Annotated in this window: 8 protein-coding genes and 1 pseudogene; 3 read left to right on the top strand and 6 right to left on the bottom strand. The window is 37.6% G+C overall.

The annotated features are described in order from the left end of the window. Nucleotides 1-111: 111 nt before the first annotated feature. From AC3CIA_RS07395 to AC3CIA_RS07380, 4 genes are read right to left on the bottom strand one after another with little or no spacing between them, the layout of a single operon-like run. A complete protein-coding gene (locus AC3CIA_RS07395) occupies nucleotides 112-675 on the bottom strand; it encodes a condensin complex protein MksE (protein ID WP_488518801.1) in 564 nt (187 codons plus the stop codon). Then, nucleotides 672-2,084, bottom strand: a complete 1,413-nt coding sequence (locus AC3CIA_RS07390) for a hypothetical protein (protein WP_488518800.1) — start codon at nucleotides 2,082-2,084, stop codon at nucleotides 672-674. Before AC3CIA_RS07390 ends, AC3CIA_RS07395 begins: the two co-directional genes overlap by 4 nt. Next, nucleotides 2,077-5,016, bottom strand: a complete 2,940-nt coding sequence (locus AC3CIA_RS07385) for a coiled-coil domain-containing protein (protein ID WP_488518799.1) — start codon at nucleotides 5,014-5,016, stop codon at nucleotides 2,077-2,079. The genes AC3CIA_RS07390 and AC3CIA_RS07385 overlap by 8 nt, the downstream gene beginning before the upstream one ends. Before the next feature lie 3 nt (nucleotides 5,017-5,019). Beyond that, on the bottom strand, nucleotides 5,020-5,799 hold the full coding sequence (locus AC3CIA_RS07380) for a Wadjet anti-phage system protein JetD domain-containing protein (protein WP_488518798.1): 780 nt from the start codon (nucleotides 5,797-5,799) through the stop codon (nucleotides 5,020-5,022). A gap of 203 nt (nucleotides 5,800-6,002) precedes the next feature. Here AC3CIA_RS07380 and AC3CIA_RS07375 point away from each other — a divergent pair, with 203 nt between their 5' ends. After that, nucleotides 6,003-6,863, top strand: a complete 861-nt coding sequence (locus AC3CIA_RS07375; protein ID WP_488518797.1) for a helix-turn-helix transcriptional regulator — start codon at nucleotides 6,003-6,005, stop codon at nucleotides 6,861-6,863. A 26-nt stretch (nucleotides 6,864-6,889) separates the two neighbouring features. Here the strand turns inward: AC3CIA_RS07375 and AC3CIA_RS07370 are convergent, their stop codons facing one another. After that, complete coding sequence (locus AC3CIA_RS07370) at nucleotides 6,890-8,017, bottom strand: HNH endonuclease (protein WP_488518796.1); 1,128 nt, start codon at nucleotides 8,015-8,017, stop codon at nucleotides 6,890-6,892. Next, nucleotides 8,017-8,634, bottom strand: coding sequence for a class I SAM-dependent methyltransferase (locus AC3CIA_RS07365; RefSeq protein ID WP_488518795.1), 618 nt, complete (start codon nucleotides 8,632-8,634; stop codon nucleotides 8,017-8,019). The genes AC3CIA_RS07370 and AC3CIA_RS07365 overlap by 1 nt, the downstream gene beginning before the upstream one ends. Before the next feature lie 411 nt (nucleotides 8,635-9,045). On the opposite strand from AC3CIA_RS07365, the pseudogene AC3CIA_RS07360 reads away from it, so the two are divergent. Together AC3CIA_RS07360 and AC3CIA_RS07355 are read left to right on the top strand one after the other, a co-directional pair. After that, nucleotides 9,046-9,233 (top strand): annotated as a pseudogene (locus AC3CIA_RS07360) (IS5/IS1182 family transposase); the annotation flags it as partial. Between the two features lie 237 nt (nucleotides 9,234-9,470). Then, on the top strand, nucleotides 9,471-13,916 hold the full coding sequence (locus AC3CIA_RS07355; RefSeq protein WP_488518794.1) for a sacsin N-terminal ATP-binding-like domain-containing protein: 4,446 nt from the start codon (nucleotides 9,471-9,473) through the stop codon (nucleotides 13,914-13,916). Nucleotides 13,917-13,927 lie beyond the last annotated feature (11 nt).

Raw genomic sequence — 13,927 nt, 5'->3', positions numbered from 1 at the left:
ACACCAAAAGCCCACGGCAGGTGGGCTTTTTTACTTGTTCATAAGGAATGGATTCACAAACGCCTGGTAGATGATTAGAAATAAAACCTCTCAAACTTCGAATTGACACTCTTACTGATCTTCTGAGTATTTCTCGACATGTAAGTTCAAAAAGTGCATTCCGGCTGAACTTAGAACGTAATGTTTATCACCGCAAGGGTAGACAAAGTTTCGATCTGCAAGATAATTTATGGCCTTTTCCCAAGTTTCGATTCCAAGCGCCTGTCGAATATCGTCATAGATGGTTTGCTCTGCAATCTCTTCTAGTGCCGTACGCCCGAGCCCAAGAACCGGCGTGGTTAGATCGTCTAGATCAAAACCTTTATCCACCCAGTAACGGGCAATAATTAATAACATTGCCTGAATTTTGGTGGCATTAGTGTCTGCGTCTTCTTCTGCTTCACTACGGCTGATATAGAAAAACTCCCCTTCTACATTGAAATTAAGAGTGAAGCCAATATGCAGATAAAGCTGCGTAAAGTGGTCAAGGTTATTGTATAGCTCAGTATAGAGAACGCTTTCTATAAAACTTTGCTGGTAAAGGTCATAACCCTGCTTGGTGATCACTTTACCACTGACGAAAGTAGCGTATATCTGTTGGCTTTTAATCATGTTGATTTGAGAAAATGGAGTCATTGTTGAGGTACTCGCTCTGTTCGAATTTTACGGTATAGATAAATAGTGTCGCTTTGGGCGATACGTTGACGGTAATTAGTCATTTTAAGTATGTGTCCATCAAGCATCGCGTCACTGCGTAATAGGAAATTGAGCCCTTCCAACAGATCAACAAAATGATAGTCAACCAGTTGACCTTTTAGACGCCGATGCAGTGAAAGTGTAAGGTTTTGATATTCCGACATTTTCATCTGTTTCACCAATTCCAAGATCTGCTCTGCGCGAGCGAGCCTTCGCTCAGTAGAATCATCTTTAATACTAACTAACTCCACATAACGGTTCTGCTCTAGCAGACCTTTATCCGCGACTCGCGCATCTATATCACTCACTACGTTGTTGAGGTAGGCTTCTGAACTACTGATTCGAAGAACTTTGGGTCTTGCTTGCTGCATTAAGCCCATAAATGCCCCGTTATCACGGGCAAATTGTCCATCAATCTGGCTGCGCTTTAGGTTGTGCTTTGTTGCATCTAGCTCTTTGACTAAATCACCAAATGCCGTTTCAATGGCATTAAACTGTTGAAGACGCTTCTTGGATCGGGCCAAAAACTGGTCTACCGATTGAGACACTTTACTGATCTGTTTGTGAAAACTGTTAAAGCTTACTTCGTACCTTAGCATCGCAGTAGAACGTTGATGATCTTGATGGTGTTCAAACAGACTGCGCAAGCTTTGCAAGCACTCAAATAAGTTGGGGCCATCTTTCAGGCGGCTTTTTTCATCAAGAAACTGCCGAGTCGGTAAAATATGCCGTGATAAAAGAAGCGATATCTTTTCAATGGATTCTCGCTGCAACACAGAGAAGACTTGTGGGCTATCTGATTTTGCTGCTAGTTCACTCGCTTCACTCAGCTCTTGGTTAATCATCTGCATTTTAACTAAGTTCAAGCGGATACTATTTAGCAATTCACTTAGGCTGTGAAAGAGCTGGTCTATCAGCTCTTTAAAATCCAGGTTCTCATCGCAAAACAGTAATGTACTTGCTTGAAGTTTAGTCAGTAGCAAACGTATCCCGCCGAGTTGGATTTTTAATGCCACGTCGGTTAAGTCTTGAAACAGACTGCGATCAAATAGCCTAAATACACCAATAACGGAACGTTCAAAGATTAGCCGGCTTTCACCACCAAATTCATCTTTATCAACCAAAATATGCGAAGCAAGTAAGTTCTCGGTCGAAAAAGCTGTCCGTAACTGTTTCTGTTTATCTCTACTTTGTCCTTGAATATAACGATGTAACCGAGCAATAAACGTCGCTTCACGTATATAAGGCTCACTCGTTTCATCCATTTCTCGGATGATGTCACGCATGATTGTGTGATGCTCAAGCATGATGGAAAAAGTCGGAATCGTTAGAAGCCGTTGCTCACTCATCAGCATCTCCAAACATATCAAGCTGCTCTCTATCCAATACACTACCTTGGGTAACAAAACTATCGGGCATACCAGTAAATGCAATGGTCCGTGCTGAACTGTAAGGCGTTGCGGTTCGCATAGCGTCTAACCGGAAGTGCTGCCCGAATTTAAAAATTATTTCACTGGACGCTGAATTAGTAGAAGCGCTCAATACCCTAAAACCAGCTTTCTTCATATTAGGCAACAGCCAATCAAACTGAGAGCTATCAACAGAAGCACCTTCATCAATAATCAAAGGAAACTGAGTCGTACAAGCGCTATTTCTCAACCTTCCAAGTAGAATCTCAACAAGTTTGATGTTGATGAGCATAAGGGTCGAAGTGGATTGTGATTTGCTCTCCCAACCTGTTTGTCCCTGCTTTTTCACTCGATAAGCTATACCAGATACAATCTGCTCCATCGTTAATAAAGCTGCCTTTCCATCCGGGAAAAATTTCTTACTAAAGGCTTTAAGGCGTTCAATAAATTGATTCGAAGCTTTTTGATCCGAATGGGTATCTAAGTGCTCTATTTCACCCACTAAATCACTAAATCTTGCTTCGACCTTAATCTTTGCCTCGACTTCCGCTAAATCATTAATCGTCACCCCCTCAAAGGCGCGATTAATACTCTGTTCAAACAGTAGGACCATTTCTCGATTGTTCTTTAACTCATTAATAATGGCGTGAACGGAATGCTTATGCTCAACAAAGTTTTTCCGTAGAATATCAAACTCTTCATCCAACCCTTGATAGCGAGACTTGAGCTGTTGGAATGCATGCTCTAGCAACTCGTCGTCTATGTGAGAACTCATTAGTTTATCATCGTTCTCAAGCACTTGATTTCGCACAAAGCTTTGGACTCTTTCAACAATATCAATTTTAGCTTGTCGTTTATTTTGTATATTTTTAATCCGGGCTATCAAGTTTTCTTGATTGAGCTCTAATTCATTATCGGGTAATACTGAGAAATCAGTGGTCGGTAAAGTATGAGCTTCAAGCTCTGCCTTAACTCGAATTTGATAGCTACCTAGTTTCGCTAGGTCTGAATTCATCTGGCCTACTTTAGTCTTTTGCATTTCAAATGCTTTCTTATCTTGAGCTAGTACTAATTTCTGACTTTCAAGTTGACGTTTAAAGTTCTGTGCTTTGTTTTCTATTTGCTCAAGTTCTTCATTTACACTATGAAGCTGCTGTGCGTTGTTGCTAAAAGCCAGTAGCAATTCGATTTCCACCTTAGTTCGCTTAATTTCGGTTTCAAGCGCTGTGATGGCTTTAATTCGCTCAAATCGGCTTTCATTATCCATCGCACTAATTTCTGCTGCACGTCTTCGATTTTTATCAAGCTCTAATCGGACTTTATCCAGCCTGATTTGATCTGATTCTCGATTATCTACAGAAGTCGCTTCCAGCTTTACACCGAATAGGTCATAACCATGCTCATCAATTTCTACTAACTCAGCAAAAGATTCTATTGCTTGTCGCTCTGAAGAGGTCAGCTCACGCTCTGGGTTTGCCTCTGCTACAACAGAATTCATTGCAGCGAGTTTCAACCAGGTAGATTCTGATAACTGCTTAAATAGCTTAAATTCCTGCTTACTCACTGAAGCTTGGTAGCTACGTTCCATCACTTCAAACTTTGTTATCTCTTGATTAAGATCTTGTAGTTCAATCTGTCGTTGCTCAGCACTCTGTTTAAGTTCCAGCTCTTTTTCTTTGCCAGCTAAGTGCTCTCTATGACCTGATACAATCATTTCGAGGGATTCTGACTCATCGTATTGATTCACTACTAGCTGAGTTTTATTCACTAAACCATCTAACTTTGCCTGCTGACGAAGTAGAACCTTTCCCTCGCCCTCTAAACTTTTCTGTTCATTGGTTATATCGCCACAATTTTTGTTAGCTGAACGCACTTTACCTTCCATCAGGCTCAACTGAGCTTCTTCCAACGCAAGTTCTTTACTTTCTTTACCAATACGATTTTGCGTCATCATGGCGTACTGCATTAACTCATCGTCAGCATTTCTATTTTTCGTTAGTTCTTGGTGGCTATCTGAAAGGACTTCAAAATCAGGCCTTAAACTTTCTATGCTTTTGAGCAGCTCTTCTCTACGTGCCAGTGACTCGTTATGCCCAATAAAGGCATCAATATCAAAGTTAAGCTCATCTTTACGCTCTTTTTTCTGTGACTCAATAATATTAGCGACTGCTAAACGGACGGTATCGGAGCCCGTTTTCATATCAAACAACAAACGAACTAATGCTCGAAAGGCATCTACATCAGTATCATTCGTCGTACTCAGTGGGAATAGGCAATAGCGCATTGCATCAATGTCTAACAACCGGTTCGCATAAATCACCTCTTTAATCGCTGCTGAGCGCATAAGAGTCTTATAATGCTTATCCTCTCGTTTGAGGAAGGATTGAATTTTGCTGACACTCAGATCTTCTACTCGCCCACCGATTCCATCCTCTCCAACACTTGAGTCCCAAAATAGGTGACGAATTTGTTCATAGCGTAAAGCGGTAAACATTCTGCGGTAATCCAGTTTATCTGAGTTTCCTCGATAGAGAATCTGACAATGAGGTAAGGGACCGCCTAAGTAGTTATTACACTCCAAAATCAGAAAGCTCGTACTACTTGGAAAATAATGCTCGAAGCTCTCATCGTTAGTGTAAAACTTGCCCTCTTTATCTGAAAAACCAAACTTTCGGGCTGAGTCTTTGAAGTTTTCTTCAGGTAATAGAAATAACCTTATTGCATTGAGGATTGAGGTTTTACCAATATTCCCGCCGCCAATGAGTATCCCTCCTTCTCGCAAGTCAATTTCGGCGATAGCAACCCCCGCGGAATCTACGGTTACAAGACGAGATATGCTTATCAAAAGGTTATCGATTGCATTATTAAACATGAGTTAGTCCTGTGATAATTCTGGTAACAGAGCTTCTTGCTCTAAGAAAGCGCGAGTTTGGTTCATGAGATCTGCTTCAGTATTCAATTGAAGCTCACGAGCGAGCTGTATTGCTTTAACAAGGTGAGTATTATGTTTTGGCTTTAACTTAAATTTGTTTCTGAAGATGTCCCAATTATCTGGCGCTAACCAATCGCATTGGGGAAGCGAGGATTTGAGAGTTTTGTATATTGTTAAACCACCGAGTTCGACATCTTGAGCACAATAAAGCACCTCATAACAGGAAAGGAACTTTCGATTCATGTGATGACATATTTGATTACCAGAACCAAAAATAATGTCACAATTATCAGCTAAGCCAGAGTGTCCGATAAATTCTAAAAATTCTTGGTAACGATAGAAATTCTCGATATTTTCTATAAGAACAGCCCTTTTCCCAATAAGCTTTCCTTCCGTTTTGAACCCATTAACATCAGAGACAACAACAAAAGGAACCTGAGATTTAATCAGATGATTTAAAACTAAGATATGGGAAAAATTACTTGGAAAGTCATGAGATCTCCCCATGTTAGACGCACTAACTCTATCGCTTGGAACTTCCTCATAAAGTGCGTTATGCCGATCTTCATTAACAATTACCAACTTATAGCCACCGCGAACACGTGTCGCGCTATAGGTTTTACGCCACTCATTCACATCAGAATATGGTAAGCATTCGATAAAACGAACGAGGTTTATCGAGCCTCCCTGTGAAATTTTATTGAGATATTGATTAAGTTTCATTTAAGTAAATCCAGTTTAATCATGTAGATAATGTCAAATATTCCACAAAACAATAAAGAGTATTGCGAACCAGGTCGATATATTGGCGAAGTTATCCCCCGTACCTGTTGACTACTATTTGCTCTAAAAATAATATGACGTCACTAGCTACGGGTAAATACTGAATACATATACACGTAGCATAACTAGGCAGGAGGTGCTCGATGAGTAAATGGCCAATTAGGTGGGATTTACTATCTCGTTATCGCATGATTGAGATTATTGCGTTGTGGGAAGGTCGATTGAATACGAGTCATCTTATTCAAAATTTTGGCATCGGAAGACAACAAGCTTCAAAAGACATAAAAACTTATCTAGCCGATATTGCTCCTAGCAACCTTATATACGACAAACAGCTAAAGGGTTATAAGCCCAGCAATTTCTTTAGCCCAAAGCTTACACGTGGTCATGCTGACGAATACTTACATGTTTTATCACGCACTGAAGATATGGCAGTTACTTTTGATGGTCTTGATATGGGCTTTGAAAATACAACAATGGTCCGTCCGGTGACGCGTAACATCGCACCTGAAATTTTACGACCATTAGCTCAGGCAATCAGAGAAAAAAAACGTGTCGATATAAGCTACACATCACTAACAAATGGTGAAGAAGTAGATAGGATAATATCGCCCCATACTCTGGTTTGCACCCCTCTACGCTGGCATGTTCGAGCTTATTGCGAGCACTCTGCTGACTATCGCGATTTTGTACTGAGTCGAATTAGGGGTATTCCTGACTTAAATGGTAAAGCAGCTTATGAAAAATCAAATGATATACGTTGGAGTACTAAGCTTTCTATTGAATTAAAACCAGATCCTCGATTAACTAGTGCTCAAGCAGCAGTTGTTGCCAATGATTATGGTATGGAAAACCATTCTCTACAGATAAACACTAATGCCGCTTTAGCTCGTTACGTTATAGACGCATATAATATCGATATCAATGTGTTAGATTCAAACCCAAAGGGGCAACAGATCATCTTAAAAAACATTGAGGAACTAAGGCCATACTTGGTCTTCTAAGCCAATGGTAAACCTGAGGCAATCAATTATCGCCCCTTAAATAACTCGCCTCGATGATAACGAAGGTATGGTCTGTGATCCGGCATGATTCTAAATGCCATATCTTCCTTTAAACCGATCACATCCGGAGACTCCAAGTAGCTTGAAATGATTACCTTTCCGTGATCATCAAAGGAGATAAAACCTAGATCAAACGCTTTATCTAGGTTGGCAAGAAGCAGTAAACCATTAAATCTATCTAGTCGTTCTTCGTTGCTAGAGTCTCGCCAAGGTTTAATGTGTGAAGCCATTAACAGCTGTGTATTTCGATACCCCGTAATAGCGCAACCACCCCACATCTGAATTAGTTTTGATCTAAAGTGACCCTGCCCTACCCTTGTATTGACCAAAATAGTCTTTTCAGTCTCAGACAGAGTGTTATCAGTCATAACTTGTTTAATATCTGCATTCACATCAACTTGAGATAAGTCAGCTAAAAACTTGTGGTAATGAGACAAAGCAGCGCTGTACATCCCATTCCCCCTAGAATCACGAATTTGAAACTGTTCCAATTTTTTAGCTTTTTCTTCATAACGAACAAACTCACGATACGAATTGATATCAGTAAGCGGTGCTTCAAGCTCGCCAACATCCATCAACCAATTAGATATCGAGCCTCTTATGGCTCCAAGGTAGTTCTTCGCGGTTTTTCCAGATTTACCAATATCAATCAACCACTGATGATATAACGTCGCTAGATCAGATAGATTAGAAACTAAAGCACCTTTTAGTTCGTTAGAAACGATATAGCTTTTCATGTAGCTAAATAGCTCATCGTCAATATATGCGTGCGAGACCGCCTTTACTGAATAACGACTGGTTGATGTATTGTCATAACCGTCATTGAAGAAAAGGTGCCAAAAGCCTTCACTTCTCAAATGGAAGAAAGGGGTTTCTGGGGTATTTTTGTCAGCCCCCTGAGTTAGGTTGTCAAAGTGATGAGTAAACCGTTCTTTAAGGGCTTGGTTAAGGCAGATCTTATTGGTCGAAATATGCCCGGCTTGAATTAGATCCATAACAGCCAACAACATACAGACTTTATGAGGACTTTTTTTGCCACCAGCATTGTTCATTTTTAGATTTTGAAAACGATCTAAGTAGTACTCTAATGCCATTATCGACCCTTGCTTTTGTTAGATCTTGCATGTTCTAACACTACAGTTTCCCAAGATATATCGGTTCTCTTCAATGAGTCAGTGTCTTCGGCAACGTGACAGACTATCAGCCCTACAGCTTCACTTAACCTTTCTAATTGTTCGACTGAAACACGGTAAGCGCTGCGGCCATCATTAAAACCTCCATGACGCAATGTGATCACTAGTCTTCCATTCTCGGAAAGGAGTTCAGACAATACAGCAATCGACTCTTTTCGAACCGACAAATTTAAATGCATCCATACCGCTGAAAGTAAAATCAAATCGTACTGAATACACAGTTTTCTGACTTTGCTTAAAGCAGGCAGAGCGTCGTCTAACCACTGAACTTGAGTCGAGGAGTTTAAGATCCCTAACTGTCGAAGTTCGCTTGCTGGTTCAACGGCTACCACTGAGCAACCTTGTTCAACAAACCACCTCGTATCTCGGCCTGAGCCAGCACCGACATCAAGTATCCTTGTAACACCGCAAGGCCAATACACATGCCACGCACGGTGGACATTTTCAAATTCCAAAGAATCATATTGCTTTGCAAGCTGGACCGCGTTTTCGTTGTAATAAGAAGTGTTTACCGACATAAGTCAACTCGTATATCAATCTCACTCGATAATATCTGGTTTGGTTGCATATGACGATTTAGCATTAGATAAGTATTAGTAATTGTGATGAAGATCGCCCGCTTTCGCTTGATTAACGGCAACAATGGCAAAATAACAATTAGAGGTCGTAAGCTTAATTCTTAGAATCGTTCATCATGGAAAAATTGAACATTTAATAAAGATAGGAATTACAGGCACAAAAAAGCCCACGCTAGGTGGGCTTTTTTGCTTGTTCATAAAGAACGAATTTGGTGCCACTACTGGACTCTACTATATAATCTATCCAGTTGATTAAAAAGGATAGATTATATAGTAGATCTTTAAGGTGTTACCTCTAGTGTTACTTAGGTTAAAAGTGACTATGTGTTTAGCTTCGACTAAGTAAATTAATTAGCTCAATGGAAAGTAAATTCTGACTATCACTATCACTCAATATCCGAAATAGCAATGTCTCGATACAAAGGGTTAACTAGTGGGATGTTGAATTTGAGGAGTTATAATGCCGAGTCGATGAAGCGTTGGCTAATGTTAAGGCCATTAACAAAATTATCGGGCTAGGTATGCCTGTTAGAAATTGATTGAGATACAGACTAGCTTAGATGTGCTATGAATCTGATTTGATCAGCAACGTCTTTATAAAGTGCTTAAAATCTACTCAATAACTACATATTGGCGAGAACCGAGCCAAGCACTCTTAATACGACTCTAGTAACATCAATATTTCCCGTTAACATCATACAAACAATCGCTTAACCCATTGATGATATGTTAGTATTTATAAAGTGACACCTAAATTTTGATGAAGAGATGAAAATTTGAAAGCATTTTTACAAAAAAAAATTGATGAACAGATTCATCTTTATAAAATGACGCCTAGCCGGATGATTTCTGATTATAATCAAGAAAACCAGCAAGTAAGGGACTATAACGGGCGACAATTACTAGAGTTAATTCAAAATGCGGATGATGAACTTTCTGATACCGTTTCTTTAGAGTTTGACTCTATTTCACAGCGGTTAATAATTTCAAATAGTGGCCCACATGGTTTTAGCAAGTCGGGCTACGAATCGTTAATGCTTTCAAATTTAAGCTCAAAAACAAAAGAAAGGTTTATCGGAAATAAAGGACTCGGATTTAGGTCGATAATAAACTGGTCTGAATCAGTTACAGTAAGGAGTAACTCATTAGATGTTACGTTCTCTAAGAAATACGCATCAAAGCTATTCGAAGAACACTTTACAGATGAAGAAAAGTTTGAATTAAGAGGCAGGCAAGGACTCTCTGGGAGTGAAGCACCATGGGCAGTTCTTTCAGTTCCTGAATATCGTGACGCGCCAGAGTCTAACTGGGTGACACAGATCATCATTAACTATAAAAAAAACGAAGAAAAAAACATATACGAACAACTAAGTTCATTAAGCAAAGAAGTTTTGCTTTTTCTAAATAATTTAAAAAAATTGAAATTAACTATTAATGGAGAAATTACTGAATTCATTCTGGAGAAAAATAACAACCACTACGAAATATCTGGTGATAGTTGGAAAATATTTGATTCGGGAAAAATTTCTTTTCCAGATAAATATCAAGATAGTACTAAATCCGAAAAGCAGCATTATAACCTAAAAATTGCGTTGCCCAATAGACCCCTTACATTTGAAAGTAAAACTTTATTCTCATTCTTTCCTACCAAAATTGAACTTGATTTCCCATTTATAATTCATGGTACCTTTGACCTTGATAGCTCTCGAAACCAACTAAATGATACTGATAAAAACCGTTATGTATTAAAACAGCTAGTAAAATTGATTATACAAGTAGCTAAAGATGCGTCAGAAAAAGAAGTAAGCTGGGTACCATTTAAAGTATTAAGTTATAACTCAATAAACACTGTATTAGAAGGCTTGGAATTTTATACAAAAATATCGGAAGCTAAGTTAGAGCTAGACATTTACCCATGTATCGATGGCTCCTACAGAAAACATGGTGATTATATCTACATGGGAACTAACCATTTTTCAGAGTTACTAATAGATACCAATGGTGAAGTGTTCTTTCCAGAAGTTTTAATCCCACTAGATGAAAAAATAACTGATGCTGTAGAGAAATGCTCGTTAACTGATACAGAAGGATATAGAGACAGAGTTAATCTGTATTCAGAGTACTTAGTGGAATACCCTATTGAGCATCGTGTAAATTATATAAATGAAATTATCAAGTTGAATGATGGATACGACAACTACAATCTGTTAATCAATACAGAAGGTAAACTAATAAATGCAACCGAAGAAGAGGTATTTACACCTATAACCTCAAACATTGATGATATTATTTTCCCTTCTTTTGTTAAAATAGAGTTTATTAATCAAAACTTATGTGAAAAGTTAATTGATGTATTAAATATTGTCCGAACCGAAAGGTACCGTGACTTACAGAGAAAATTAAAGGTAGTAACTAGTATACGTAGTTATGAGCCAGCAGAGCTGTTATCAAAGATAGTTAGCAGTACAAATAAAATAATAAACTCAAATAATGTTCAAAATAATGCATATATAGCAGAGATGACTCTTTGCCTTTTTTTAATTTATCAGCAATTAGGGACAAATCGCCCCAAAAGAATAGGTAATGTACAAGTCAATTTGATAAATAAAAATGGCAAGCTTAAAAAATCGACCGATCTACACCTAAGCAGTAACTTCCCTACAGGTGTTAATGTTGAGCTAATATTCTCCGGTGTATATAGCGCTGATGACCTCCTAGCTTCAAGTGATTTATTTGAATTAAGTACTGAAGATATCAATATACAAGAAGAGTTTTTTAAATGGTTAGGAGTGAACTCATATGTTTCTTATCAGTGGGTAACTACCGATAACTCATACAGCGAACATTTAAAAATAAATAATCACGTTGATATAAGAGACGATGCACTAAAAATTCTAGCATTAGGAATTGACCAATCCATATTTAACTCCATCATTGACAAATGTAAACCGGAGTTAATCATACTTTGGATATTAAAAGACTTTATCATTAGAAATAGAATCCAAGGAAATGATAACGATACCGTTAAATTTGAAACAAAAGGAGATGAATATGGAAGTTATAAGCACGCCCTTCCTAATATAACTCCGTATTTACTCCATCAATTTCACCAATCTGGCTTATTTAATAACTACTGGATTTCAGATGAGAAAATTTCAGAATTATTTAATAGTTCTACGTTTGATTATGAGTTTTTATCTCAATATGGCTATACCAAACCAGACATCGATTCAATTTTATTAAAGTTAGGCGCAAAAGATAGCTTTAATAAACTCTCGATTGATCATATTTCAAACGTTTTACAGAATTTACCTACAACTCGCCCGAATGGCACTGATACACAGAAAATATACAAGCTAGTACTAAACCACTTCAAAATACATGGTAAACCTATCAATTCGAGCATCATGCTGTTCGCAAAGACAAAGACACAAGAAAAGTATTTCAACCAAGCTGATATTTACTACAGTGACAATATTAAGTTACCTTCAAAGGTAATTAGAGATAAACCACTGTTAAACTTTCCTAAACGTTCTGGTGGTAAACAAGTCCCAGCATGTTTTGGCGTAAAAAACTTAAACGATATTGAAGTACAAATTGAGGAATATAAAGTAGTTGACGCGCTTTCGAGTGAATTTGAACTGAAAATGCAAAGGCTAAAACCATATTTACTCTCTTACAGATTTGATAACTTACAAGCGACACAAAAATCTACAGAGTCAAAGTGGATCTCTAATGTAAACTTTGTTTTATGTAGTGATATTTCTTGCACCTGTGAAGGTAATCGAATATCACTAAATGATAGTGATTACATACAAGATAAAAACAATTATTTCATTAAAGTAAATAAAAGCCGAACAATTGATAATATTAGGCGTGATTCAAACTTTGGAGATACCTTCGCTGAAATCATCTGCTCAATTTTCAAGGTTAATGAGCATAAAAATGACTTCAGAAATATTTTGAGGGATGACGAACAGGATATTGAACACCACCTCCGCAATGAAATGGGCTCTGAGGTCTTAGAAGAGGCAAGAAAATATTTAGGTATTTCTGATCGATTCTTCTCTTTTTGGAACTCCATATTCAAAAGTAAAAATATCTCCCCAACATTTGACTTAACCAGATCAAATGCATCTCTTATAGAAGAAAAATTAGCCATTAAAAAGAACACTATCCTAGATATTGATTATGATAATTTCAGTCTTGAATCAATGGATAAAATAGTTAGTTTATTTCATTTTCTAAAATTTAATGTACAAGAATTCAACATTCACTCTGGTTACAAATTATTACTAGCTGACTGGCATTATCAAAAACTCACTACTTCTATTAAAATTTCATTCAAAGAATTCAAATATATTTTATGGGAACAAATATCTGAAAACAAAGATATAGAAAAAGCCAAATTATTTTTAAATAAGCTTCACAAATATGATCAATTAGAAAACTGGGCCCAAGACATTGCTAACGAAAATACAGAGCTAATCGATGTTACACACTCGGCACTGGTTAGAAACAAAGTGGATAATGATTTTTCTATAACGTTACACCCTATTAATGAAACTAGAATAAACGATCCAGATAAATGCTTTCAAAAAAATATAACTACGTTAAAAATTAATCACTCTGAGCTTCCAAATAATATTAGTAGCTTACTTTATTTTGATTGCTACCTGGACACAATAACCAGTTATATAGATGCGTCTATTGAGCAGGAGTCAATCGAGGGAGCTTATCGTGACGACATTAAAATATCTACAATTCCGGATAAGCCTTCTGTTACTTCAGCTATTAATAAAGTTATTAAAAAGGGAAGCAAAGGAGTAGGGAAAAAGTTTTCTTCCGCTAGAGAGAAGAGTAAGCGCCTTTCAGGGCAAACAGCAGAAGAAATTGTTTATCACTCTTTACTCGCTAAGTATGGAGAGAAATATGTGGATCACAGTTCATTAAGAAGTGATACATTTGGGTACGATATTAGTTATTCACCCGACCAAGGAATGTCAAAAAAACTTGTCGAAGTTAAGCGCTTTACCAACGGTATGTTTTACCTCTCAGAAAATGAGCACCACGTCGCCATTAAAAATAAAAGTGACTATCAAATCTTTCTTGTAGATGCAGAAGACAAAATCTATATCATTGAAAAAATAGACTTCGATAATGATAGGAAATTAACGGTTGTACCAAGTGAATTTAAAGTTTACTTGGAAATTAATAATTAAAAGGATGGTAG

The organism is Vibrio sp. QJM3NY_27 (assembly GCF_057785955.1).
This window is presented reverse-complemented; position numbering and strand designations above follow the sequence as displayed.